The sequence below is a fragment of the Bacillus sp. SIMBA_008 genome (assembly GCF_046535495.1).
GTDB lineage: Bacteria > Bacillota > Bacilli > Bacillales > Bacillaceae > Bacillus > Bacillus subtilis.
In genome coordinates, this window is the sequence record NZ_JAWRWL010000002.1 from 697,043 (window position 1) to 721,396 (window position 24,354).

Below are 24,354 nucleotides of genomic sequence, written 5' to 3' on the forward strand. Positions count from 1 at the left end.
GGTTTCATATGTCTTAACGACAACAAAGGGGATGGGAGAAATTTTTCACGGTCAAACAAAGGGGTAATGTTTGTTTGTGATCAATTTCACATCCTTATGATAACAAAAGATGTCGACTTTTGACAACCTCTATGCTTAATGTTCATATTTTTGTCACAAAACATAACGAAGTGCATTCACTCATATCCTTATAAGGAAAAAGGACGAGGAGGACCGCCATGATGTCTACTTTGATCTCAATTGTGTGCATTGCTGTTTTTTTCTGCTTGAATATCTTAGGCATGATGCATATGCTGCCGCTTTATATTACCTCTCCTCTGCTGTTTCTGTCTATTTTGTTTACCCTCTACCGCTTGAATCACCGGAAAACCTTTAAAGGGTTTTAAAAAAGCCTGTGCGTCATTTCCGCACAGGCTTACTTTTTTAAGACTGCTTGACTTTCATCAGCAGCTCTTCCATTTCATCAAGTTTTTCTTCAAACATTTTGCACGCGGCTTCGATTGGCTCTGGAGACGTCATATCAACACCCGCTTTTTTCAGGACATCAATCGGGTATTGTGAGCTTCCCGCTTTCAGGAAGTCAATATAACGGTCAACCGCCGGCTTTCCTTCCTTTAAAATCTGGCTGCTTAATGCTTGGGCAGCGCTGTACCCTGTCGCATACTGATACACATAGTAATTGTAATAGAAGTGCGGAATACGCGACCATTCAAGGCCGATTTCCTTATCAATCACCATGCCGTCTCCAAAATACTTTTTATTCAGGTCGTAATAGACATTTGTCAGAAGCTCAGGTGTAAGCGGCTCGCCTTCTTGCGCCTTTGTATGGATCAGATGTTCAAATTCAGCGAACATCGTTTGTCTGAAAACCGTTCCCCTGAAGCCCTCAAGCATATGGTTGAGAATATATAAGCGCTGTTTTTCATCCTCTAAATTGTTCAGCAAATATTCGCCAAGGAGCGCTTCATTTGTCGTAGAGGCAACTTCCGCGACAAAGATACTGTAATTGCCGTATGGATAAGGCTGGTGCTTTCTCGTATAGTAGCTGTGTACGGAATGTCCAAACTCGTGCACGAGCGTAAAGAGATTATTGACGTTATTATGCCAGTTCATCAAAATATACGGATTCGTGCCGTAAGCTCCTGATGAATAAGCCCCATTGCGTTTGCCTTTATTCTCGTAAACGTCCACCCAGCGGTTTTCCAGTCCTTCTTTTAGGATAGAGGCATATTCTTCCCCTAAAGGTGCAAGGCCTTTCAGCATGTAATCTTTGGCTTCCTCGTATGTCACCTTCATCCCAGCATCTTTCACAAGCGGTGTATACAGGTCATAGATATGCACTTCATCAAGCTCAAGCACTTTCTTTCTTAGCGCAATATAGCGGTGCAGGAGCGGCAAATGCTTATTAATCGTCTTAACAAGGTTATCGTATACTTCCTCAGGAATACTGTTGTTAGAAAGCGCAGCCTCACGCGCGGACTTGTACTTTTTCACTCTCGCGTAGAAGTTGTCCTTTTTCACAGTGCCGCTTAGCGTCGTGGCCATTGTGTTTTTATATTGTCCGTACGTTTTATACACTGCGTCAAACGCATTTTTGCGGACTTCACGGTTTTCACTTTCCAAGAAATTAATAAAGTTGCCGTGAGTGATCTGTTTTTCATTCCCATCTTCGTCTTTAATGGACGGAAACGTTATATCTGCGTTATTTAACACGCTGAATGTATTTGAAGATGACCCCAGTACCTCGGAGGCTTCAGCAAGCAGCGCCTCTTCCTTCTCGCTCAGCACATGCGGACGTTCCTTTGTAATCTCCTCAATCGCATGAGAGTACAGCTTCAATTCTTCTTTTTCAAGAATGAACTGCTGCAGTTTGTCTTCTTCTATGGATAAAATCTCCGGAATCAAATAAGCTGTCGCGCTTGCGGCCTGTGTATACAGGTTTCCCGCCTTGTCATTCAGCCCCTGGTAAAAGGAGTTCCCAGTATCCTGGTCAGAGCGCATATGCGCATATGTGTACAGCCTACCCAGCCGCTCCATCACTTTATCTTGATACGTAAGAGCCTCGTATAAATGATCAGCTGAATCTGCCAGCTTTCCTTTATACTTAGATAAATTCGGAATTAATTCTTTTACAGCTTGAAATTCTTTATTCCAGGCCTCATCACTAGGAAAAATATCCTCAAGTCTCCATGTGTCTTCTGCCTTTACCTCACTTCTGTCAGGCAGTTGGTTTGCTTTTTTTTCCTCAGCCATGGTGATCCCCCTCGTCTTCTTTGATTCAAGCCAATTGAAAAAACAGCTGTTTCTCAATAAACTTGTGTTGTGAATATCTTCCGGTTTTTCACTGCCTTTTGTCAAATCATATGCAGTAATGAAGAGAACGAATGCCAAAAAAGCAGTAAAAACACGAAAAACCTTTCCTTTTGTGCCTTTCACAGCCTGCCCACCACCTTTGTCTTAGGGTGAGCCAAATCAGACAAACTCATTCTATAAAACAGCTGCGGTCTCTTTCTATGAGATCCTGCATGGAGTGTATGCCGCCTGCAGGCTGATTCAGCACATATACTTCTTTCTGAGTCTCCCTTAAAAATCCCTTCTTGCACAAAAAATCAATATACTGTTTAACCGCTTCTGAAAGACACTCTTCGCTGCATTCGAACCTGAGTGCAATGTTCTTATTATTAATGTGCAGTTTGCACTGCTGCAAAACGGCTGAAAAACGAATTGGCGCACGTTTACCTCCAAGATCCGTCATAAACAAATAAAGAAACCCCTGCCACACAAAAACCGGACTCTTAAAAACTGCCCCTTTTCTAACAGGAACAAACACTTCAGTCGGCAGAAAAGAAAAAGGCGTCTGCCGCTTCTCATAAAACAGCAGCCTAAGGCGATTTGTTTCCTTTGAGTTAAACCGATGGGGTTTATGGCGAAAACGGTGAATCGCTTTCGTCCAGCCTGAATATTGAATTGAGGGTTTCGGTTCAGTGAAAAAAAGATCGCCTGCACCTGCCCGATGGATAGGGATCGTTTGGACTGAGGAATAAGAATGGTTTGTGTAGAATGGAATGATGTGGCTGAGCCGGAGAAAAGAACGCCTTTCAGGACAATAACATATCAGTTCTCTGTATGGACTTGCATTGATAAACTGCCAATGAAAAGCTGAAAGCTGATAAAAGGACGAAGCAGTCCGTTTTAAGCGGCTGTATCCCATAATCCACTGCGGGATGATTCCTTCTTGTTTGAAGCCCTCTGTCCGCTTTTGAAAGACATCTGGAGCGATAGTGGCGCATTGATATTCAACAGCAAGCATATGCTCCTTGATTCTTGCCATGACGTCCGGTCTTTGGTTGATTGTCCTTATATACGGCTCCAATATTGGTGAAGCCCGTTGCGTTTTCAGCCATACATACAGCTGTCTTTTTCCTTCTAAGTGGTAGGCGCTTTCCGGTTCGATGTCTATGGAGCAGGACTTGTTCTGTTTATGGGCAAAATGCGGCGCTTTTTGAAGTCCAAGCTTCACAGCTAGCTCTCCCCCGCATACCGGACAGAAGAACCGTCTCCGCTTTAATTTCTGGTTTTGCTGAGCGCCTAGAAGGTGAAACATTTGGCCGTCTTCAGTCACAGCACTAAACAATTGTCATCTCTCCTTTCCAGATGAAGTATACTTTCTGGAAAAGATGATCAACTCCTGTTCGCTGTATTTTCTGCTTGTCTATATGTTTTTGATTTTTCACATCTCTAAAATGGCATTTTCGCGCATAAAAAAAACCGATTTCCGGAAGGAAATCGGTTTGCTATGATGCAAAGTGTTTTTTTATCGTTTCTAGAGCATGCTCTGAAATAATCAGCTTGCCGTACTCTTCAAGACGGTGTATGCTGATTGAGGATTCATTTGCGTACTCCAGCAGGATGCTTAGCTGATTTTCAACCTCTTCATCAGTCATATTGCAAAAATCTACATATAAATAATATCGGTTCTCAAACGAATATAAAGTCGTTTTGCTTCCGTTAACGTTCAAATTAGATAGAGAAATAACATCCTCAAAATCGCCAAATCGCAAGACAAATTGAAGCTTTTGCTCCTTCTCTTCCTGATTGACGGCTTGCTCTTCTTTCTGGAAATCATCCAGCAAGGCGTCAAGATCCTCAGATGCTGGTTCTTGCTTTTTATCCTCAGGAATCGGCAGTTCGAGCTTTTGTCCGTCTTTGGAAAGCTGGGCTTTTGTGACGATGATTTCTAATCCTTTGTCCAGTGCCTGAACTTGAATCCAAAGTGGGCCTTCCACAGCGAATTCCTCTTCTTCATGAACTTCATCCATGACTTCCCAGAAAAGTTCTTCACTGCGCTCACGGTTATACCAAATTTCTTCTCTGTCAAAACCGCGATCTTCAATATCTCCGTAAGACATATAAAATTTTACTGTATGCTCGTTAATTCTTTCAATTTCCATTTGCCAACCTTCCCTTCTATATAAGATGTTGAAGGGACATCTAAGCTCCCGATTAATTGTACTTTACTACACTTTACCCATTCCGTCCACATCTTAACCTTAACCAAGGCCAGTGTGAATTCCTTTGTATTTCTATTTTATGATAAAACAGTCACAAAAGAAATAAAAATGCACCTTTGCCTAAAAAACGGCAGTTCAGGCGGCTGATATCATAAAATACGACCTGTCTCATATAGTAGTACAAGCGAAGGACTGAAAGCGAGGTGCCGCTTCATGGAGCATGACTATCTGATTTCTCTGCTTGTCATTGTTGGGATTGACCTGATCCTCGGCGGAGATAACGCGGTTGTTATTGCCATGGCCAGCAGACATTTGCCGGACAAGCAAAGACAGCAAGCCATTATTCTCGGAACATTTATTGCCGTTGCCATGAGAATCGGATTAACAAGTGCAGCAGTATATCTTTTGAACATTCCGTTCTTGCAGTGCGCCGGCGGAATTTTCCTGCTGTATTTAGGATATCAGCTGCTGATTGAAAAAAAAGACACGAAGCACATTAAAAGCAGCACCTCCCTGTGGAGAGCGATACGAACGATTGTGCTTGCAGATCTCTTTATGTCGCTGGACAACGTCATCGCAGTTGCGGGAGCATCACACGGTGAGTTTTCTCTCGTTGTTATAGGTTTGTGTGTATCGGTTCCGGTTATTATTTGGGGCAGCAAACTCATCCATATTGCACTAGAGAAAATACCGCTTCTGATTTACGCGGGAAGCGGGCTGCTTGCTTATACTGGCGGAGAAATGATTGTCAGAGACAAAAAACTGTCGCTTTTTATGGCGCAGCACGGCACAGTTGAAACGCTCCTCCCCATTTTGACGGTTGCGTTTGTCATTCTTGCGAGCATTTATTACCAGCAGGTTGAAAAATAATAAAAGAAGGCTGATGACTCAGCCTTCTTTTGATGATACGATCTATTAGTTTGCCAAACGCTGTGCTTCTCTTAATTGGAAAGAGCGAACTTTTCTTGGCAGGAAACGTCTGATTTCGTCTTCGTTATATCCGACCTGCAAACGTTTTTCGTCAATGATGATCGGACGGCGAAGCAAACCTGGATGCTCGTTGATCAAGCGGTACAAATCTTGCAGCGGCATAGATTCAACGTTCACATTCAGTTTTTGGAATACTTTTGAACGGGTTGAGATGATTTCATCTGTTCCATCCTCAGTCATTCGAAGAATTTGTTTTATTTCATCAATTGATAAAGGTTCAGAGAAAATGTTTCTTTCTACAAATGGAATATCGTGCTCCTCGAGCCACGCTCTCGCCTTTCTGCATGAAGTACAGCTTGGTGATGTGTATAGTGTAACCATTCATCTTCACTCCTCTAATTAGTAGGATGAACATCTATTTTATTCTTAAATTGAAATTACTCTAAAAAAGGAATCTTTACAGGTATTATACTATAAAAAAGTAAGTGTGAACAGTATCCTAAGAAAAAAATGTGTCAATCCAGCAAATTTTTAATGTTCATGATATGTTCTAATTCTCAATTAGCTTAACTGATCGAAAATATTTTTTTGTTTTTCTTCATCAATGAGTTTCAGGACTTCATCCGTTTTTTCGTACGATTCCCCGTACCATTTCTCGTCTTTATAAGTATGAATGTTTTCATATGTTTGTTTCATGGCTTCAAGAATTTCTTCTTCTGATTCTGTTTTTGGTGACCAGTACAGAATCTCCATCTTGTTTACTTCATTCGTAGCCAATGACCGGCGCCGGTACCCAATTGACTGAGCATGCTTGAAATGCTCTCTTTGATAAAACCTCAGGCGTTTTTCTGTATCAGTATCATCTTCATCCACAGGTTCCACCTCGAGCAATATGGGCTTATTTTTCTTTTTCAGCTTCGCGATCAATTTGCCGCCAAGCCCCTGCCCTCTTGCATCCTTAGACACATACAGATAATCAACGAAGATAAAAGAATCGAATTCCGCAAACATTAAAATATGATGTTTGCCTTCATCTTTATGATAAATATCGCTTCGCTCTTTCAGAAGAGCTTCCATATGCGCTTTTGATTTCATTTCTTCAATTGGAAAGTACTCGCTAAGCTTTTCATACCAGTTCATTGATTTGCTCCTTATGAGTTCGTTGTCTTCATACTTTTAGATATACCCCATTTCTTCTTGTTTAAACAGCCTTACATCTATAAAGACGTGCGAACTTCCGCCATGGTTTCATTTTTTTTCAGCAAAAACGGAGCCAGCTGCTCCGTTCATTTTGAAGTATATCTCATTGAACTCGGTTTTCCCGCCTGTAATGAATCAGGCGGGGCTGCGCCAGTGCAATCAGAAATGTCATGATATATAATGCAGCAGCCGCGATAAAAGCTATTTTCGCACCAGCAGCATCAGCTACTAGCCCCATAATGGAGTAGGTGACGCCTGACCAAGGAGTCAAAATCGCATTTTTTGCAGCCATGATTCCGATTCGTTTCTGCTCGGGAATAACCTCCTGCAGCATGGTTTCCTGGCAAATATCACGCACCTGATAAAATGGCCCCATTGCAGCACAAGCCAGAGCGCATAAAAATGGGACTGGAGAAAATGAAAACAAAAGGGTCAGCGCCGACATTACAAGCGAGCTGAATATAATGGCATAGCCCATATTCCGCTCAAAAAAAGAAGAAAAGCGAATGGCAATCACACTGCCGACAATTGCGCCTATAAAATAGGAAGCGTTAAACATCCCCCACCACACCTCTGTTTCATGCAAAACAGCCGCAGTAAATGCGAGGAGAATAGCAGATGACCATACGGAACCCGCCAAAGCTTCTATCATGTCCATTACAGTAATGTCTCTTACAATAGGGATGATCATTAAATCCTTCCATATACTTCTGACAGATGCTGTTTCAGCAGTTCCTGCAGCCTCTTCTTCATTTACATGCAGCACACTGATGGAAGCTCCCGATAGAACAAACAGGCAAATGGCAGCGAAGACAACGAGTTCAAAAGGGACGGCGTACGTCAGAAGGCCTCCAAGGCCCCAGCCTGCTGTTAAGAACAATTGATTCGAGAGGGAGATCACACCATTCGCTTTTACATATTGCTTCTTTGGAACAATAATCGGCAGCAGCGCAAATCTTGCCGGCTGAAAAAAAGCGCCCGCGAAGGAAAAACAAAACACAAACAGCAGCGTAATCCAAAAGAATGCCTGTCCGTGATGAGTGACGCTGTATGCCATCAGGATTGTAAAGACCGCTCTCAGCAGATTAGCTCCCGCAAGCACCTTTTTAAAACCGAGAATGCGAAGCACCGGAGAGACGCAAAAGCTTGCTGCTATACTCGCAAACGACATGAACGATAAAATAAGGCCCGCCAAAAAAACGGAGTCAGTCATTTGATAGACCCGGACCATTAAAACGATTGTGACGAGGACTCCTGCTAGAGATTGAAAAGATTGAGACAGCAATAGCGCAAAAACATTTTTGTTATGCAGAAATTGAATCGTATTTCGCCTCCGCTTTTTCCTCTAATTGTAAATGTTATCATTCTCACTTTCTATGAGGACGCAAAAAAATCCTTCAAGAGAAATCTCTTGAAGGATTGATGAATCATGAAAAAGCTTTAAATTCGGCTTCCGTGCACATCACAAAATGTCCCGGTTTGACTTCACGGAATTCCATCGTTTCCCCATCCTTTAATTGATGGACAGATGGATCATATTTCTGGCGAACGCGATTTCTCTCATAGTCCGGATCAGGAAGCGGAATCGCAGAAAGCAATGATTTTGTATATGGGTGAAGCGGATTTTCATAAAGCTCATCTGCCGGCGCAAGCTCAACCAGTTTCCCGAAATACATGACGCCAATGCGGTCACTGATGTATTTGACCATCGATAAATCGTGGGCAATAAACAGGTATGTGAGCCCTTTTTCTTTTTGCAGTTCTTTCATTAAATTCACGACCTGCGCTTGAATGGATACATCCAAAGCGGAAATCGGCTCATCCGCGATAATGAATTCCGGATCAACAGCAAGCGCTCTGGCAATCCCGATTCTTTGGCGCTGGCCGCCGGAAAATTCATGAGGATAGCGGTTCGCGTGTTCCTTGTTCAATCCCACTGTTTCCAATAGTTCATGAACTCGCTGCATCCGCTCTTTTTTCGTTTTTGCCAGCTTATGAATATCAAGGCCTTCAGCAATAATATCAGCAACTGTCATTCTCGGATTCAGGGATGCATATGGGTCTTGGAAAATCATCTGCATTTTGCGGTTGAATTCCAGCAGCTTTTTCCGCGATTTTTTCCCGTGTACATTTTCACCGTTAAACAGCACCTCACCATCGGTTGCTTCGTACAGCCTGATAATGCTTCGGCCTGTTGTCGATTTACCGCAGCCAGATTCACCAACCAGCCCTAATGTTTCACCTTTATAGATATCAAATGATAAATCATCTACAGCCTTAACGGTTCCTCTCGGCGTGACAAAGTGCTGTTTTAAATGTTTGATTTCTAATAGTTTTTCAGTCAATTTATTCACCTTCTCTCACTAAGACAGGTTTTTCAAACGTGTTTGCCAGTTTACGCATTTTCGCTTTTACCGCTTCTGGCGGCTCTACCTTTGGCGCGTCGGGATGAAGCAGCCACGATTTGACATAATGAGTATCAGATACCTTAAACATTGGCGGCTCCTGTTCAAAATCGATTTTCATCGCATAAGAGCTCCGCAGGGCAAAAGCATCTCCTTTTGGCGGGTTTGTCAAATCAGGCGGTGTGCCCGGAATGGCAGTCAGCTCTTCCTCTCCTGAACTTTCCAGTGTCGGCATGGATGCAAGAAGCCCCCAAGTATACGGATGTCTCGGATCGTAGAAAATTTCGTCTACCGTACCTGTTTCTACAATCTGTCCCGCGTACATGACAGCGACCCGGTCAGCAACATTTGCCACAACACCAAGATCGTGTGTAATAAAGATGATGGACGTATCAATTTTCTTTTGCAAATCCTTCATCAATTCCAGAATTTGCGCTTGAATCGTTACATCAAGAGCAGTTGTCGGCTCATCGGCGATCAGAAGTTTCGGATTCGCTGCAAGCGCCATGGCAATGACAACCCTCTGTCTCATCCCGCCTGAAAATTCGTGCGGAAATTGGTTCACCCGCTTTTCCGGCATTGGGATACCGACTAATTCCAGCAGTTCAACCGCGCGTTTTTTAGCCGCTTCCTTCGAGATCTTTTCGTGTTTAAAAAGCACTTCCGTAATTTGTTTACCGACCTTCATCGTTGGATTTAAAGAGGTCATCGGATCTTGGAATATCATGCCGATCTCTTTTCCCCGGACATTTTGCATTTCTTTTTCGGACAGCGGCACCAGATCCTTTCCTTCAAACAGGATCTCACCGCGTTTGAAATAACCCGGAGGCATTGGAATCAGCTTCATAATCGCTTGAGAGGTTACACTTTTTCCGGAACCTGATTCTCCAACAATGGCCAGCGTCTCCCCTTTATCCAGATGGAAATTCACTCCGCGGATCGCCTGGACCTCTCCGCCATATGTTTTAAATGAAATTGCTAAATCTTTTACTTCTAATAGGCGTGTCACCCGTATCACTCCCTTATTTACGTAACTTAGGATCCAATGCGTCTCTTAATCCGTCGCCGACAACGTTGAAACCAAACATTGTAATGCAGATAAATCCGGCAGGGAAGAATAAACGCCACGGATAATAGGTCAATGCAGGCAATCCGTCAGAAGCCATCGTTCCCCAGCTTGCCAGCGGAGCCGGAACACCAAGTCCCAAATAGCTTAAAAAGGCTTCTGTGAAAATTGCAGTAGGAACTGTCAGTGTCATCGTGACCAAAATAGAACCCATTGCGTTTGGCACGATATGTTTAAACAGAAGACGGGATGTTTTTGCACCCAGTGTCTGTGATGCAAGCACATACTCCTGATTCTTCAGCTGCAGCACTTGTCCGCGCACGATTCTGGCCATATTAATCCAGCCTGTAATCGTCATGGCAATAATAATCGTAAATAGACCTTTCGGAAGAACAACCATCAGTAAGATAACCATTAATAATGAAGGAACTGCCCAAAGGATATCAGCGATACGCATCATGATTTCATCCGTTCTGCCTCCGCGGAAGCCTGAAATGCTCCCCCAAATGACACCGATCAGCAAATCAAGAACAGCGGCTGCAACACCGATAAAGATTGAGATTCGCGCCCCTACCCATGTACGGACGAAAATGTCCCGTCCAAGATCATCTGTTCCGAACCAGTGATCTTTTGAAGGCGGCTTATCCGCATTTAAGAGATTAGTAGTTGAATAATCATACCTTGAGAACATCGGCGCAAAAATTGCCATAAGGATAATAAGTACGATAATGATAAGCCCGACCATTGCAAGCTAATTGCTGCGGAAGCGAAGCATCGCATCTTTCCAGAGGGAAAGGCTCTTTTTACTTATTTTTTCTGCATCGCCGGCATTCGCTGCGGCTGGTTCAAACATGTTTTTTGGAATGTTCTGCATGGCCTAGGCTCCTTTCTTTGCTTTGGAAAGCTTGATTCTTGGATCAATAATGCCGTATAACACATCTACGATTAATACACACAATAGCAGGATGACACTGAAGAACACCGTTACACCCATAATGACCGTATAATCACGGTTTGTAATACTGTTGACGAAGTGTGCACCAAGTCCCGGAATCCCAAAAATGGTTTCAATAATGAAGCTCCCCGTTAAGACCTGTGCGGCCATCGGGCCCATATATGTAACAACCGGCAAAAGCGCGTTTCGAATGGCGTGCCGCACTGTAACCGCTGGGCGGGACAGCCCTTTCGCTTTCGCTGTGCGGATATAATCACTGTTTAACACTTCGATCATGCTTGAACGGGAAAGTCTGGCAATAAACGCCATCGGCATGGAAGCAAGTGCGATTGAAGGCAAAAAGGTGTATGCCCAGGAATCCCACCCCGCGACCGGAAACAGCCCAAGCTTCATGGAGAACACATATTGCAGAACAGCCGCCATGATAAAGCTCGGAACCGAAATACCAAATATCGTTAAAATCGCGACGGTATAATCCTGCCACTTATTATGGTAAAGGGCTGCAATGACCCCAAACAATACACCTAACGCTAAAGCGAGGAGAATAGCTTCTGCTCCAAGAGTAAATGAAACGGGGAAACCTGAACTGATCAGGTCGTTAACACTCTGACCTTTATATTTAAATGACGGTCCGAAATCCCACATTGCAACTGATTTCAAATAACTGACATATTGTACAAACAGCGGCTTGTCCAAGCCATAATGCGCATTTAAATTTGCTTCAATTTCAGGCGGAAGCTTTTTCTCACCTGAAAATGGCCCGCCCGGTGCTGCTTGCATTAAGAAGAATGTCACAGTTACAATCACAAATAGTGTGATAATCATATAGACTAAACGTCTTCCGATATATTTTAGCAAGGGGGAACACCTCCATGGTTTTTACATTTTTATACTCCATCAGTAAGAAAGGTATATGGGGCTTTTCTCCCCATATACCTTGAGGTCTTTTATTTTCAGACGTAGCCTTATTTAAAATATGCGTTTCTGAAATAAACCTCACCAGTACCTGGCATGATAACACCTTTTAGGTTTTCATCCTGTACCCAAGTATCAGTATAGAAATAGATTGGGGCAACCGGCATTTCATCAATGAAAATACCTTCTGCTTTTTTCAGCAGCTCTGCACGTTTTGTTTTATCTGTTTCAGTTTGTGACTGATTCAGAAGCTTTTTGAATTCTGGATTTTCCCAGCCTGTATCGTTATTTCCTCCGTTTTTGTCACGGAACAATTCAAGGAAGTTGATAGGATCATTGAAGTCGCCGAGCCAGCCCATACGGCCGATTTGATAATCTTGGCTGTGGAGCTTATCAATATAGACATTCCACTCTGAGTTATCAAGCTCAACATCAACGCCTAAATTTTTCTTCCACATTTCTTGTACTGCTTGAGCGATTTTCGCGTGTGCGTCATCAGTGTTGTAAGACAATTTGATTTTTGGCAAATCAGATGCCTTGCTTAAGCCCATTTCTTTTAGGCCTTTTTCAAGGTATTCTTTTGCTGTTTTGACATCATTGTCTTTGAAGTATCCTTCTTTGTTATCCTCAAATCCCTTCATTGTAGGCGGCACTGCAGCCATTGCCGGGATTTGCTCTCCTTGCGTAACGTTTTTAACAATCGACTGACGGTCAAGCGAATATGTTAAAGCTTTACGGATATTGACGTTGTCTAATGGCTTAGCTTCAGTGTTGAATTTGTACCAATACACTCCTGCAATCGGCTCAACATGTAAAGAACCGTCTTTTTTCAGGGTCGGCAGGGATTCTGTCGGAAGCTGTCCGAGCGGCATACCGGCCCAATCAAGTTCGCCAGCTTGGAATTTTTTTAGTTCCGTATTGTTATTGTTGATCATAACCATATCGATTTTCTTCAGTTTGACTTTGTCTTTATCCCAATACTGGTCATTTTTTTCGAGAGTAATAGAGCCGCTGTGTTTCCATGCCGTCATTTTGAACGGCCCGTTTGATACATAATCATCTCCGGCATTTGTATTCCACTTTTTATTTTTCTCTGCAATTTTCTTATTGATCGGCATATACGTATAGAACGCAGTTAATTCAGTGAAATATGGAGTCGGGTTATTTAATTCAACCTTCAGCGTTTTGTCATTCACAGCTTTTACTGCCACATCGTCTAGGCTGCCTTTTCCGGTATTCGCCGCTTCAGCACCTTTTATGTAGTAGAGCTGGTAAGCGTATTGTGATTCATTATTAGGGTCAAGCGCCCATTTCCAAGCATATTCAAAATCTTGTGCAGTTACAGGGTCTCCATTAGACCATTTCACACCATCACGAATGGTAAATGTATATGTCTTTCCGTCCTTGCTCGTTTCAATTTTAGAAGCCATGCCTTCTTCAGGCTCACCATCTGCATTGATACGTGTCAATCCTTCAAAAGTCTGACGGATAACACCGCCTGATACTGAATCATTTGCCAATCCCGGATGTAAGGAGAACGGCTCAGTTTTAATATTAATGTTAAGTGTCGTCTTTCCTTTACTGTCCTTTTTCCCTTCACCGTTTGATCCGCTGCCGCCAAAGCCGCACGCGCTCAGCACGAGAGTGAAAATGAGCATCAACGTGACAATCGACCAACGTTTTTTCATATTCGCAAACCCCCTAATAATAATTTTCAGCTCCTTACGGCTAAATCCTCAGAAATATCAGACAAATGAACCTGAGTTTCCACAACTTTTATTCTGTTCCGTCTTTTCTGATTATTTTTGTAAAAAAGCTGTAACAATAGAGTGAACAAGTTCATTATAATGAAACAAATAATTTATTACAATATTATTTTATCAATTTAAAATATTTAAACTTCGTTAGTTTTTCTTCCATGAACATAATATCCTTCTACCATTTAAAGCATAAATTGATTAAAAACTTTTTCATGTGTTTTCTGCCCATATTGCTTTTTACATATAATATCTGCCTGTTTTTACGCTGATAGCAGTTATCATTTAAGGATTTTACAGCACTCGTGTTATTTATATTATTACAATTTTACTGGAAAAAAGAATGTTTTTTCATGATGACAATTGGTTATAATTGATTTATAATGAAGCAATCAAAAGAAAAGCTTGCTATGAAAAAGAGTAGTACACGTTTCACCTGTTTGAAGAGAGTCTGCGGTGCTGGGAGCAGATAACGGGCAATGTGGAATGGACTTTGGAGCAGCTGACCGAACTGGAAAAAAGTAGGCTCAGCCGGAGCAGTCTCCGTTACAAACGTCAGAGTGATTCCATTTTAATGGAATAATCAGGGTGGTACCACGGTTCATTCGTCCCTTTTTTACAGGGGAAGAATGAGCCTTTTTTATTATGTTTTAAGAAATGAGGTTGATGTTTTCATGAAACAAACGATTTTTTCAGGCATTCAGCCAAGCGGCTCAGTGACGCTCGGCAACTATATCGGTGCAATGAAGCAGTTTGTCGAACTGCAGCATGATTATAACAGCTATTTTTGCATCGTCGATCAGCATGCGATAACTGTTCCTCAAGACCGGCTTGAGCTTAGAAAGAATATCCGCAATCTCGCGGCGCTTTACTTAGCTGTCGGACTTGATCCAGAAAAAGCAACATTGTTTATTCAGTCAGAGGTCCCCGCACATGCGCAGGCCGGATGGATGATGCAGTGTGTCGCCTATATCGGCGAGCTTGAGCGGATGACTCAATTTAAGGACAAATCCAAAGGCAATGAAGCTGTCGTCTCCGGCCTGTTAACATATCCGCCGCTGATGGCCGCTGATATTCTGCTGTACGGAACGGATCTTGTACCTGTCGGCGAGGATCAAAAGCAGCACCTTGAGCTGACGCGGAATCTTGCAGAACGCTTCAACAAAAAATACAACGACATCTTTACGATTCCGGAAGTGAAAATTCCAAAAGTCGGTGCACGTATCATGTCTCTGAATGATCCGCTGAAGAAAATGAGCAAATCTGATCCGAATCAGAAAGCTTATATTACATTGCTGGATGAGCCGAAGCAGCTTGAAAAGAAAATCAAAAGCGCTGTAACGGATTCTGAAGGCATTGTGAAATTTGATAAGGAAAACAAACCGGGCGTTTCAAACCTTCTTACAATTTATTCAATCCTCGGCAATACGACAATTGAAGAGCTTGAAGCAAAGTACGAAGGAAAAGGCTACGGCGAGTTTAAAGGTGATTTGGCAGAAGTCGTGGTGAACGCATTAAAACCGATCCAGGACCGCTATTATGAGCTCATAGAATCTGAAGAATTAGACCGGATTCTTGATGAAGGCGCGGAACGAGCGAACCGGACAGCAAACAAAATGCTGAAAAAAATGGAGAATGCCATGGGTCTTGGAAGAAAAAGACGCTAATCAAAAAACCGCTCTTTGCAAAGAGCGGTTTTTTTTAGTTGACCTTTGATTCGTTTTCCATTTCCCATAGCTTTTCGAAAAAAGGCTGTCCTTTTATTAGGTTTTCGCAAAAAGCTAGGTGCTTGTCCGACCAGCCTTCAATTGTTTCGTTATACAGCATGTCCCAAATCTCTTCAAAGCTCATCCTTTTGATTTGTTCATACATATGCGGATTCCACTCTGTGTACCAGTAGCCGATTTCCGCCCGGTTTTTCAGCCCTTTCAATTGGTCAAGCGCCATAAACATCAGCTGCTTGATTTGCCGTTCTTTTCTTGTCAGTCCTCTGACATGTTCTGGTGCTAATGATAAGATGTGATATTCCTTAGAGGATTCCAGCTTCTTTGGCTCAAATTCATATGCTTCAGGCTCTACATCTTTTACCATTTCATAAACGAGCTGCTCCTGTCTTGGGATCAGACGGCTTTTTCTGACAGGGATCGTGTAGCCGATCGTGTCGACAGCTAAAATGCCGATTCCGTCTGTTACGACAAAACAATACTCAAGCTTTGTCCGCTCATGATTTTTCCGAATGTACGATTTCTGATGTACGTCTTCAAGCAAACCTTCCGGAAGCTCTGACAAATCGTTTTCTATGTAATGAAACAGTACTGACGGCACCCTTAACAGCGGCACCTGATCCAAAAGCTCAACCGTATCTTCCTTGCGCCATTCGTGAAAGTGGCATACATTGTAGCCATTTTCTTCCCCTTCAAACCAATTGACCCACACATCATGAAGAAATAACATCTCTAACCCCTCACTTTTATAAAAACTGTTGTCCACAGTATAGGCAAGGGATAGAGAAATTATTCCAAAGAGTTTGAGGAAATCTGGAATCACTGGGTTTATGTAAGAATCATAAAAAGCAGATCTCTTTGTATATTTTCTGACAAAAGAAGATCTGCTTTTTTCTGATTTGGTGATATTTTATCACAGATATGATATTCATTTTTATTTAATATTTTTCGGGTCAAGCGCATCCCGCAGGCCATCACCGACAAAGTTGAAGCATAAAACGGTCATTAAAATAAATAGCCCGGGAAATAACGGGTACCACCATGCTTGAATCATTACTGTGAAATTCTGTGCGTCTTGAAGCATGTTCCCCCAGCTAGCGATTGGCGGCTGGATTCCAAAGCCCAAGTAGCTTAGCGCCGATTCAGCTAGAATAACAGACCCTACTTTCAGCGTAGCTGACACGATAATCGGCCCTAACGCATTGGGCAGGATATGAGAAAAAATAATTTTGTGCGTTTTTGTTCCAATTGTTTTAGCAGCAAGAACATATTCCCTTGAACGGAGCGACAAGAATTCTCCCCTTACTAATCGTGCTGTTGTGGTCCATCCTGTGAGACAGAAAATTAAAATCAGTTTGTCCACACCCGGCTTGAAGATGGTGACCAGCGTGATCAACAAGAAAATATCAGGAATGGATAACACAATGTCAACTACACGCATAATGACAGCATCCACTATTCCTCTGAAATATCCAGCTAATGCTCCTAAAACCGTTCCGATCAAAATCGAACCGACTACGGACGCAAATCCAACCAATAAAGAGACACGCGCTCCATATAGGATCCGGCTGAAAATATCACGTCCAAATTTATCCGTTCCCATCAGATGTTCAAGGCCCGGCGCCTTATATTTATCAAGCAGGCTTTGCTGCTCTTGGGGATAAGGTGCAATTAAAGGGGCGAAAACAGCAGACATAATAATGATAAAAAGAATAACGGCACCTAAAATGGCCAGTTTGTTTTTCGAGAATTTTTCCCAGAAAATCTTTGTCATTGTTTCTGGCTTTTTCGAAATATTTTCTTTCAGCCTGATCTCCGGCGAGGGAGTTGTTTGCAGCTCTGACATCTCTGTTTCCCTCCTTTTAATATTCGATCCGCGGATCAACAATCGCGTAAAGGATGTCTGCAATGAGGTTTCCGACAACGACAAGAACCGCCGAGATCACAGTCATTGCCATGATAACCGGATAATCGCGCTGGAATGCTGAATCGACAAACAGCTTTCCTAATCCCGGCCAAGTGAAAATCTGCTCTACGACAACCGCTCCGCCAATAAAGGAAGGAATCATTAAGCCGAAAATCGTAATAACAGGCAATAGTGCATTCCGCAAGCCGTGCTTAAATAATACTCGATTCTCTTTGAAACCTTTTGATCTGGCAGTCCGGATATAATCTTGATTTAAAACATCAAGCATATTGGATCTTGTATATCTCGTTAAGCCTGCCATATCAGCTGTCGCCAGCACAAAAGCGGGTAAAAGCAAATGATGAATCCGGTCTACTATACTGAAATCTGAGTTAAGGGTGGCGACTCCCCCGGTTGGAAACCAGCCGAGATTCACGGCAAACACCATGATTAAAATCAAACCGAACCAAAAATTCGGGATTGCCAAACCGATAAATGAAGTAAATGTAATGCCGTAGTCGATTTTTGAATACGGCCGCTTTGCCGACAGGACACCGAACGGAATAGAAATCATAAGAGCCAAAATCGTTGAAACCAGCATCAGCAGGAGCGTATTGGGTAGTCTTGCCATAATCAATTCTGAAACAGGCGTTCCTTTTCTGACAATAGACGTTCCGAAATCACCCTGCACCATGTTGCCTAGCCACTTTAAATATTGAACGTACTGAGGATCATTCAGACCGTATTTTTCAATAAACTGCTCTCTGTCAGCCTGGCTGATTTTCGGGTCCATCATTAATGTCATCGGATCTCCGGGCGCGGCTTTCATGATAACAAATGATAAAATCGTAATTCCCAATAAAATCGGGATAGACATTAAGGTTCTTCTGATAATATATGCAGCCATATACTTGTCCCCCTTTACTTTCCTTATTAAAAACAGAAGAGGGAGAAAACGCTCTCCCTCCCCTTTAAGGGAAATTTATTTTGCAAGCCACCATTTTTCAATATTATACAAATCACGTTTCGGATGATATTTGTATCCTTCAAGATTTTCCGGCATTGCCATATGGTTGTTAGGATAATACAAGAACGTATACGGCTGATCTTCCGCAATTTTTTGATAGATTTGCTCATATTCTTTTGAATACTGCTTTCTGTCACTGATTGATTTTGCATCTTTCATGAGTTTATCCGCTTCGGCATTTTTATACCAAACGTAGTTCAAACCCTTTTTAATCTGGCTTGAATGGAAATTATCATATTGATCCGGGAATGTGGATAAACTCCATCCCATGACCATTGCATCAAAATCCCAATTCGGAGGATTCATTTGTTCAACGAGAGCGCTCCATTCAACGATCTGGGTTTTCACTTCAATGCCGATTTTTTTCAGCTGTTCCTGAACGACGACAGCGATGTCTTCACGGACTTTGTTTCCTTGGTTCGTTTTAAGGGTAAACGAGAATTTCTTTCCGTCTTTATCCAGAATGCCGTCACCGTTCGTATCTTTCCAGCCGGCTTCTGCAAGCATCTGTTTCGCTTTTTTCTCGTTGTACTCAAATTTCGGAACATCTATATCTTTAGGATAGTTCCAAGATAAAGGGCTTTCCGGAATGTAAGCTACCTCGCCGTCTCCATCTAATACTTGGCTGACGATTGACTCGCGGTCAAGAGCGGTTGTTAGCGCTTGACGAACCTTTTTATCCTTGAATAATTCATTTTTTTCATTCCACCCGATGTACACATAACTTAATGCCAAATCAGTAACGATTTTTAGGTTGTTGAATTTTTCAGCCGTTTTGTAGTCAGTGGCGGGCACATTAAAGAAATTAATATCGCCTGCCTGCAGCTGAGCAACGGCAGCATTTGCGTCAGGAATGACTTTATACGTCACAGTATCTAAATACGGTCTTCCTTCAAAGTAATCATCATTCGCTTCGAGCTTAATATATTGGCCCTGCTTCCATTCCTTAAACTTAAATGGTCCTGAACCGATTGGTTTCTTTCTGTTAAACTCATTTTCTTCTAAATCAGCAATCGGAACATTACCGAGAATATGTTTCGGCAGAATAGCTGTGCTGTCTAACGCATTGTTGTAGAAATTACCGTCTTTATATTTCAGCTTAAACAAGACTTCGTAATCGCCTTTTTTTTCTACGGATTTCAGCATTTCATATGTTGAACCGCGTTCTCCCTTGTAATCTTTGCTTAAAGGGACACTGTACGTAAATACGACGTCGTCTGCAGTCAGTTCTTTTCCGTCATGAAACTTAACGCCTTTTTTAATTTTCACATCATATGCAAGGCCGCCGTCTAATTCTTTAATGCTTTCAGCGAGTGACAATTTCACATTTAGTTTTTCATCCGTTTTCGTTAAAAAGCTGTACAGCATATTTTCAATATCCGTACTTGCGTCATCGGTAGAATACAGAGAGTTAAAAAGTGTGGGTTCTCCGATTGAACCAACAACCAAATCCCCGCCTTGCTGCGGTTTGCCTGCTGATTTTTTCGCGCTGCTGTTGCTTGATTTTGATCCCGAGCAGGCTGATAAAAAGATGGCCAGAACCATCAATACACTTAGCATCATCAGTGCGGTTTTCCGTCTTTTCATTAGATATTCCCCCTCTTGAAATGTTCGTTCTTCTAGGCTGTTGTTTATGTAGTGTGCATACCCCCTCTCAAAGCTGTGCGGGCAACATTAGCTATAAAGGTGACAAGCCACAAAGTGGCTGGGAGCAGCTTCTTTAAATTCTGGTATTTGTTCCTTGCATATCGGTTTTGCAACAGGACATCTTGTGTGGAATACGCAGCCTTTTGGCGGGTTGGCCGGACTAGGCAGTTCTCCCTTCAGGACAATGCGTTCACGTTTGACAGAACCTCTTTTTCTTGTAACCGGAACGGAGGATAAAAGCGCTTGGGTATATGGGTGAAGCGGGTTGTCATAAAGCTCATGCTTGCCGGTCAGTTCCATCATTTTGCCAAGATACATTACTCCGACTCTGTCGCTGATATGGCGGACGACACTCAGATCATGAGAGATAAATAGATACGTAAGATTAAATTCTTCCTGTAATTCCTCCATCAAGTTAATCACTTGGGCCTGAATGGATACATCAAGTGCGGAAACCGGCTCATCTGCAATGATCAGCTCTGGATTCAAAGTGAGTGCTCTGGCAATGCCGATCCGCTGACGCTGGCCGCCTGAAAACTCATGGGGATAACGGCCGGCAAACGACGGGTGAAGCCCTACTCTTGCAAGCAGCTCTTCAACTTTTTCGTTTCGTTCACGCATGGTATACATGTTGTGCGTATTAAACGGCTCCTTTATGATGGAACGCAGGGTCTTTCTCGGGTTTAACGAAGCAAATGGATCTTGGAAAACCATTTGAATATTTTTGCGGACACTCTTCCGCAGCTTCTCCTCTGACAGATTGGAAATATCCTGCCCTTTAAAAAGAATTTGGCCCTCTGTCGGTTTGTACAGTCTGATCATCGTTCTGCCGGCAGTCGATTTTCCGCAGCCCGACTCTCCAACGATTCCGAGTGTTTCTCCTTTTTTTAACGAAAATGAAACACCATCCACCGCTTTTACATCACCGACTTTTCTTTGAAAAAGGCCTGACCGGATCGGAAAGTATTTTTTTACGTCACGAAGCTCTAAGATTGTTTCTTGATTAGCTGCTGTCATGATTGTTCGGCACCCTCTTCCTCATATAAAAAGCATCTCACCGTTCTTCCGCTTTTGTGTGTCAAAAGCGAAGGCTGATTTGTCCAGCACTTATCCATAGCTTTCGGGCACCTTGGGGCAAAACGGCACCCCGGCGGCAGATTATCCGGTGTAGGCACACTGCCTTTAATCGCATTTAATTTATCAATCTCTCCATCTATAACAGGAATTGACGTAAGCAGGCCTTCTGTATACGGATGAAGCGGTTCTAAAAATAAGTCATCAACAGTGGCGTTTTCTACGACTTGTCCGCAGTACATGACAATCACTCTATCGGCAGCTTCAGACACGACACCTAAGTCGTGTGTGATGAGAAGAATCGATGTATTGAACTTCTGACAGAGATCTTTCATGAGCTCCAGCACCTGGGCTTGTATTGTCACGTCCAGCGCTGTCGTTGGTTCATCAGCAATGAGCAGTTTAGGATTACAGCTCAGTGCGATGGCAATCATCACCCTCTGTCTCATACCGCCGGACAGCCGATGCGGGTACTCCTTCATAATTTGCTCCGCCCGGGAGAAACCGACCATCTGCAAGAGTTCAACAGCTCGTTGACGGGCTTCTTTTTTCTTCATGTTTTTATGGTAAATCAGCACTTCGGTAATTTGTTCTCCGATTGTTAACACCGGATTAAGGGAGGTCATTGGTTCCTGAAAGATCATGGATACTTCGTTACCGCGGATTTTGCAATAATCGTTTTCAGTGAATGAGGTGAGGTCTTTGTCTTCGAGTTTAATAGAGCCGTCCATGATTTTTCCGCCTGAGCTTTGGACGAGGCCCATAATTGATAAAGAAGTAATGCTTTTTCCGGAGCCCGATTCACCTACAAGCGCGACGGTTTCGCCTTTGCTGATGTGAAAATCGACTCCGTCAACCGCAGGGATCGGCTCCTTTTTCCTGAAAAAATAAGTCTTTAAATTATTCACTTCTAAAAGTGTGCTCATGCTAGCTCCCCTTTCCCCCCTCTTGTTGTCAAACGTTTTCAAGAGAAAGCAATCCCTTTATTCAGAAATAATAAATAATATTGAATTATCGAAAAATTTTATAGTTGTATATTATCACAATCATTTTGCAAAATCAAGAATTTTTTAGGATAAATGTAATATTATTAATGAAATTCCATTATTTTATCCTTTTAAAGCATTGCATCCAAAAAGGTCTCAGCAGGAATGGACAGCCCGTCTGCGGTGCTTGCCTTGCTGGCGGTTAAATATTTTTTTACAATATTGAATCCAACTGCGTATCCAAGCATTTTTGGCTGATATCCTTTGCCGAATAACAGCTGGGGAAATAATCGATTATCCCGTTTGATATCCCGATGGGGCGCAATCTTTTTTTCATATAAAGCCTGAAGCTGTTCCGGTGTATACCAAGTCGTCCATTCAGCCGTTTGACTTCGGCCGAACCTCTCATAAACAGCATATTCCGCCAGCCCTTCCATGATGATTGTATCAAGTAATGTGACATCCTTTTCCTCTTTTGTCAGATGACCTAACCGGCAAACGTGATGATACTCATGCGTCATAAGGGCAGATACCGACCCAAAATCTAAATCTGACGAAAGAAAAAGGAACATTTTGTCTTGAAAGGCGAGTCCTGATTTTGATCCGAATTCTAAACGGATTCTCCTGTTTCGTTCATCAACCGGCAGCGTAACAATTGGTACATCAGGACCTTGCCATTTGTTTTTGAGGTACTGTTCTTCCTTTTGGATATGTCCGTAAAAACCTTTTTCCTTCAGCTTGGAAACCGTCTGAATACCCTCTTTTATGTTTTTAAACATCCCATGATGCTGAAGATGCCCCAGAATGCCCTTCCAGTTCTTTTTCTCCGCACCTGAAAAAAGCGGGATAATGTAATGCGCCAAATCATCTATTGAACCGGCCTTCCTGAGCCAGCTATATGTTTGTTCTACACTCATGTGATCGCCTCCTCTTTTAATCCTATGCACACAAAAAAAACCGGCTACCCTTTAAGGGCAGCCGGTTTGGCTTGATTATGATTGATATTTTTTAAAGATTAATGTTGCGTTGTGTCCGCCGAATCCTAATGAGTTGCTGAGAACATAATTAAGTTCCTGTCTGCGGGCTTCATCAGGCACATAATCCAAATCACATTCTTCGTCAGGTGTTTGAATATTGATTGTCGGCGGAATCACGCCTTCTTTAATGGCCAGGATAGAGAAAATGGCTTCAATACCGCCGGCTGCTCCTAAGAGGTGGCCTGTCATCGATTTTGTAGAGCTTACCGCAAGTTTATGCGCATGCTCGCCAAAAACGGTCTTAATCGCCATTGTTTCGTATTTGTCGTTGTAATACGTGCTTGTCCCGTGAGCATTGATGTAATCAATTTCTTCAGGTGCAATGCCTGCATCTTTAATGGCTTCTTGCATCGCTCTCGCTCCGCCTTCACCGTCTTGGGCCGGCGCTGTGATATGATAAGCGTCTCCGGTTGAGCCGTAGCCGACAATTTCTCCGTAAATTTTAGCGCCGCGGGCCAGGGCATGCTCAAGTTCTTCAAGAACGATAATCCCTGCACCTTCCCCCATGACAAAGCCATCACGGTTTTTATCAAACGGGCGGCTCGCTGTTTTCGGATCTGGATTAGTAGACAGCGCTTTGTTGGCACTAAAGCCGGCGAATGACATTCTTGTCAGCGGCGCTTCTGTTCCGCCTGTGACCATCACGTCTGCATCACCGCGCTGAATAACCTTAAACGCGTCACCGATGGAGTTCGTTCCTGTAGCACATGCTGTAACCGTACAAGAGTTCACCCCTTTTGCTCCTAATGCAATAGAAATCTGGCCTGTCGCCATGTCAGGAATCATCATTGGCACGAAAAACGGGCTTACCCGTCTTGGGCCTTTTGTTAAGAAGATTTCAAATTGAGACTCTAGTGTTTCAAGTCCTCCGATACCGGAGCCTACCCAAACACCGACTCTCGGCGCGATCTCATCGGTAATGTTAAGATCTGCATCTTCAACCGCCATTTTCGCAGCCACAACCGCATATTGTGTAAAGCGGTCCATTTTTCTGGCTTCTTTTTTATCCATATAATCTTCAACATTAAAATCTTTTAATTCAGCGGCAACTTTTGCCGGATATTCTTCAGCGTCAACACGAGTGATCGGACCGATTCCGGACACACCGTTGATTGCGTTATTCCAACTTGTATCGACGTCGTTGCCAAGTGGAGATAATGCTCCAAGTCCTGTAACAACTACTCTTTTTTTAGTCATCTTGTGTGCACCTCACC

23 protein-coding genes, 1 pseudogene and 1 other annotated feature are annotated in these 24,354 nt (G+C 42.9%); of the genes and pseudogenes, 4 read left to right on the top strand and 20 right to left on the bottom strand.

Translation table 11 applies throughout. From position 1 onward, the window contains the following. Window positions 1-218 precede the first annotated feature (218 nt). Entirely contained in the window at window positions 219-386 is a 168-nt protein-coding gene (locus SB658_RS09100; protein WP_003244944.1) for a hypothetical protein, read from the top strand. A gap of 37 nt (window positions 387-423) precedes the next feature. Here SB658_RS09100 and pepF read toward each other — a convergent pair whose 3' ends face one another. Beyond that, window positions 424-2,253: an oligoendopeptidase F gene (pepF, locus tag SB658_RS09105; protein WP_173614024.1), complete on the bottom strand. Its 1,830-nt coding sequence runs from the start codon at window positions 2,251-2,253 to the stop codon at window positions 424-426. A 229-nt stretch (window positions 2,254-2,482) separates the two neighbouring features. Then, entirely contained in the window at window positions 2,483-3,604 is a 1,122-nt protein-coding gene (gene coiA, locus SB658_RS09110) for a competence protein CoiA (protein ID WP_250620060.1), read from the bottom strand. 73 nt (window positions 3,605-3,677) lie between these two features. On the opposite strand from coiA, the gene SB658_RS09115 reads away from it, so the two are divergent. Continuing rightward, the gene (locus tag SB658_RS09115) at window positions 3,678-3,800 is read left to right on the top strand and encodes a hypothetical protein (protein ID WP_003232940.1); all 123 of its coding nucleotides are present in this window, start codon (window positions 3,678-3,680) and stop codon (window positions 3,798-3,800) included. Here SB658_RS09115 and mecA read toward each other — a convergent pair. Both mecA and SB658_RS09125 read right to left on the bottom strand, forming a co-directional pair. Then, window positions 3,795-4,451, bottom strand: coding sequence for an adaptor protein MecA (gene mecA, locus SB658_RS09120; protein WP_003232942.1), 657 nt, complete (start codon window positions 4,449-4,451; stop codon window positions 3,795-3,797). The genes SB658_RS09115 and mecA overlap by 6 nt on opposite strands. Then, complete coding sequence (locus tag SB658_RS09125) at window positions 4,418-4,558, bottom strand: hypothetical protein (protein WP_119122854.1); 141 nt, start codon at window positions 4,556-4,558, stop codon at window positions 4,418-4,420. The genes mecA and SB658_RS09125 overlap by 34 nt, the downstream gene beginning before the upstream one ends. A 166-nt stretch (window positions 4,559-4,724) precedes the next feature. Here SB658_RS09125 and SB658_RS09130 point away from each other — a divergent pair, with 166 nt between their 5' ends. Next, entirely contained in the window at window positions 4,725-5,381 is a 657-nt protein-coding gene (locus SB658_RS09130; protein ID WP_003232944.1) for a TerC family protein, read from the top strand. 45 nt (window positions 5,382-5,426) lie between these two features. Here the strand turns inward: SB658_RS09130 and spx are convergent, their stop codons facing one another. The 8 genes and pseudogenes from spx to oppA form a co-directional block, all read right to left on the bottom strand. Continuing rightward, complete coding sequence (spx, locus tag SB658_RS09135; protein ID WP_014476435.1) at window positions 5,427-5,822, bottom strand: transcriptional regulator Spx; 396 nt, start codon at window positions 5,820-5,822, stop codon at window positions 5,427-5,429. A gap of 180 nt (window positions 5,823-6,002) precedes the next feature. Beyond that, on the bottom strand, window positions 6,003-6,581 hold the full coding sequence (locus tag SB658_RS09140; protein ID WP_003224597.1) for a GNAT family N-acetyltransferase: 579 nt from the start codon (window positions 6,579-6,581) through the stop codon (window positions 6,003-6,005). A 163-nt stretch (window positions 6,582-6,744) separates the two neighbouring features. Then, on the bottom strand, window positions 6,745-7,962 hold the full coding sequence (locus SB658_RS09145; protein ID WP_120363325.1) for an MFS transporter: 1,218 nt from the start codon (window positions 7,960-7,962) through the stop codon (window positions 6,745-6,747). 106 nt (window positions 7,963-8,068) lie between these two features. After that, on the bottom strand, window positions 8,069-8,986 hold the full coding sequence (gene oppF / locus SB658_RS09150; protein ID WP_003239287.1) for an oligopeptide ABC transporter ATP-binding protein OppF: 918 nt from the start codon (window positions 8,984-8,986) through the stop codon (window positions 8,069-8,071). 1 nt (window position 8,987) lies between these two features. Beyond that, window positions 8,988-10,064 (bottom strand): oligopeptide ABC transporter ATP-binding protein OppD, encoded by a 1,077-nt coding sequence (gene oppD / locus SB658_RS09155; protein ID WP_014906294.1) that lies wholly within the window; start codon window positions 10,062-10,064, stop codon window positions 8,988-8,990. A gap of 4 nt (window positions 10,065-10,068) precedes the next feature. Continuing rightward, window positions 10,069-10,986: pseudogene (gene oppC / locus SB658_RS09160) on the bottom strand (oligopeptide ABC transporter permease OppC). A 3-nt stretch (window positions 10,987-10,989) separates the two neighbouring features. Continuing rightward, the gene (oppB, locus tag SB658_RS09165) at window positions 10,990-11,925 is read right to left on the bottom strand and encodes an oligopeptide ABC transporter permease OppB (protein ID WP_003245554.1); all 936 of its coding nucleotides are present in this window, start codon (window positions 11,923-11,925) and stop codon (window positions 10,990-10,992) included. A gap of 107 nt (window positions 11,926-12,032) precedes the next feature. After that, entirely contained in the window at window positions 12,033-13,670 is a 1,638-nt protein-coding gene (oppA, locus tag SB658_RS09170; RefSeq protein WP_003232957.1) for an oligopeptide ABC transporter substrate-binding protein OppA, read from the bottom strand. A gap of 470 nt (window positions 13,671-14,140) precedes the next feature. Then, window positions 14,141-14,355: a binding site (T-box leader), on the top strand. A gap of 58 nt (window positions 14,356-14,413) precedes the next feature. On the opposite strand from oppA, the gene trpS reads away from it, so the two are divergent. Then, window positions 14,414-15,406, top strand: a complete 993-nt coding sequence (trpS, locus tag SB658_RS09175) for a tryptophan--tRNA ligase (protein WP_003245134.1) — start codon at window positions 14,414-14,416, stop codon at window positions 15,404-15,406. 34 nt (window positions 15,407-15,440) lie between these two features. Here the strand turns inward: trpS and SB658_RS09180 are convergent, their stop codons facing one another. From SB658_RS09180 to fabF, 8 genes are all read right to left on the bottom strand, one after another. Then, on the bottom strand, window positions 15,441-16,193 hold the full coding sequence (locus tag SB658_RS09180; RefSeq protein WP_003232959.1) for a YjbA family protein: 753 nt from the start codon (window positions 16,191-16,193) through the stop codon (window positions 15,441-15,443). A gap of 204 nt (window positions 16,194-16,397) precedes the next feature. Continuing rightward, complete coding sequence (gene appC, locus SB658_RS09185; protein ID WP_003232961.1) at window positions 16,398-17,309, bottom strand: oligopeptide ABC transporter permease AppC; 912 nt, start codon at window positions 17,307-17,309, stop codon at window positions 16,398-16,400. A gap of 16 nt (window positions 17,310-17,325) precedes the next feature. Beyond that, window positions 17,326-18,276, bottom strand: coding sequence for an oligopeptide ABC transporter permease AppB (gene appB / locus SB658_RS09190; protein ID WP_003232962.1), 951 nt, complete (start codon window positions 18,274-18,276; stop codon window positions 17,326-17,328). A 75-nt stretch (window positions 18,277-18,351) separates the two neighbouring features. Next, window positions 18,352-19,983 (bottom strand): peptide-binding protein, encoded by a 1,632-nt coding sequence (locus SB658_RS09195; protein WP_003232963.1) that lies wholly within the window; start codon window positions 19,981-19,983, stop codon window positions 18,352-18,354. Between the two features lie 87 nt (window positions 19,984-20,070). Next, entirely contained in the window at window positions 20,071-21,060 is a 990-nt protein-coding gene (appF, locus tag SB658_RS09200) for an oligopeptide ABC transporter ATP-binding protein AppF (protein ID WP_003232964.1), read from the bottom strand. Next, window positions 21,057-22,043: an oligopeptide ABC transporter ATP-binding protein AppD gene (appD, locus tag SB658_RS09205; RefSeq protein ID WP_003232965.1), complete on the bottom strand. Its 987-nt coding sequence runs from the start codon at window positions 22,041-22,043 to the stop codon at window positions 21,057-21,059. Before appD ends, appF begins: the two co-directional genes overlap by 4 nt. Before the next feature lie 191 nt (window positions 22,044-22,234). Beyond that, the gene (locus SB658_RS09210; protein WP_003232967.1) at window positions 22,235-23,020 is read right to left on the bottom strand and encodes a DUF2268 domain-containing putative Zn-dependent protease; all 786 of its coding nucleotides are present in this window, start codon (window positions 23,018-23,020) and stop codon (window positions 22,235-22,237) included. A 75-nt stretch (window positions 23,021-23,095) separates the two neighbouring features. Further along, on the bottom strand, window positions 23,096-24,337 hold the full coding sequence (fabF, locus tag SB658_RS09215) for a beta-ketoacyl-ACP synthase II (protein WP_003244890.1): 1,242 nt from the start codon (window positions 24,335-24,337) through the stop codon (window positions 23,096-23,098). Window positions 24,338-24,354: the final 17 nt, after the last annotated feature.

Excerpts from the sequence above, each read along its gene's own strand:
- SB658_RS09100 (WP_003244944.1), top strand. The coding sequence starts at position 219 with ATGATGTCTACTTTGATCTCAATTGTGTGCATTGCTGTTTTTTTCTGC.
- pepF (WP_173614024.1), bottom strand. The coding sequence starts at position 2,253 with ATGGCTGAGGAAAAAAAAGCAAACCAACTGCCTGACAGAAGTGAGGTA.
- coiA (WP_250620060.1), bottom strand. The coding sequence starts at position 3,604 with ATGTTTCACCTTCTAGGCGCTCAGCAAAACCAGAAATTAAAGCGGAGA.
- SB658_RS09115 (WP_003232940.1), top strand. The coding sequence starts at position 3,678 with ATGATCAACTCCTGTTCGCTGTATTTTCTGCTTGTCTATATGTTTTTG.
- mecA (WP_003232942.1), bottom strand. The coding sequence starts at position 4,451 with ATGGAAATTGAAAGAATTAACGAGCATACAGTAAAATTTTATATGTCT.
- SB658_RS09130 (WP_003232944.1), top strand. The coding sequence starts at position 4,725 with ATGGAGCATGACTATCTGATTTCTCTGCTTGTCATTGTTGGGATTGAC.
- spx (WP_014476435.1), bottom strand. The coding sequence starts at position 5,822 with ATGGTTACACTATACACATCACCAAGCTGTACTTCATGCAGAAAGGCG.
- SB658_RS09140 (WP_003224597.1), bottom strand. The coding sequence starts at position 6,581 with ATGAACTGGTATGAAAAGCTTAGCGAGTACTTTCCAATTGAAGAAATG.
- oppA (WP_003232957.1), bottom strand. The coding sequence starts at position 13,670 with ATGAAAAAACGTTGGTCGATTGTCACGTTGATGCTCATTTTCACTCTC.
- trpS (WP_003245134.1), top strand. The coding sequence starts at position 14,414 with ATGAAACAAACGATTTTTTCAGGCATTCAGCCAAGCGGCTCAGTGACG.
- SB658_RS09180 (WP_003232959.1), bottom strand. The coding sequence starts at position 16,193 with ATGTTATTTCTTCATGATGTGTGGGTCAATTGGTTTGAAGGGGAAGAA.
- appC (WP_003232961.1), bottom strand. The coding sequence starts at position 17,309 with ATGTCAGAGCTGCAAACAACTCCCTCGCCGGAGATCAGGCTGAAAGAA.
- appB (WP_003232962.1), bottom strand. The coding sequence starts at position 18,276 with ATGGCTGCATATATTATCAGAAGAACCTTAATGTCTATCCCGATTTTA.
- SB658_RS09195 (WP_003232963.1), bottom strand. The coding sequence starts at position 19,983 with ATGAAAAGACGGAAAACCGCACTGATGATGCTAAGTGTATTGATGGTT.
- appF (WP_003232964.1), bottom strand. The coding sequence starts at position 21,060 with ATGACAGCAGCTAATCAAGAAACAATCTTAGAGCTTCGTGACGTAAAA.
- appD (WP_003232965.1), bottom strand. The coding sequence starts at position 22,043 with ATGAGCACACTTTTAGAAGTGAATAATTTAAAGACTTATTTTTTCAGG.
- SB658_RS09210 (WP_003232967.1), bottom strand. The coding sequence starts at position 23,020 with ATGAGTGTAGAACAAACATATAGCTGGCTCAGGAAGGCCGGTTCAATA.
- fabF (WP_003244890.1), bottom strand. The coding sequence starts at position 24,337 with ATGACTAAAAAAAGAGTAGTTGTTACAGGACTTGGAGCATTATCTCCA.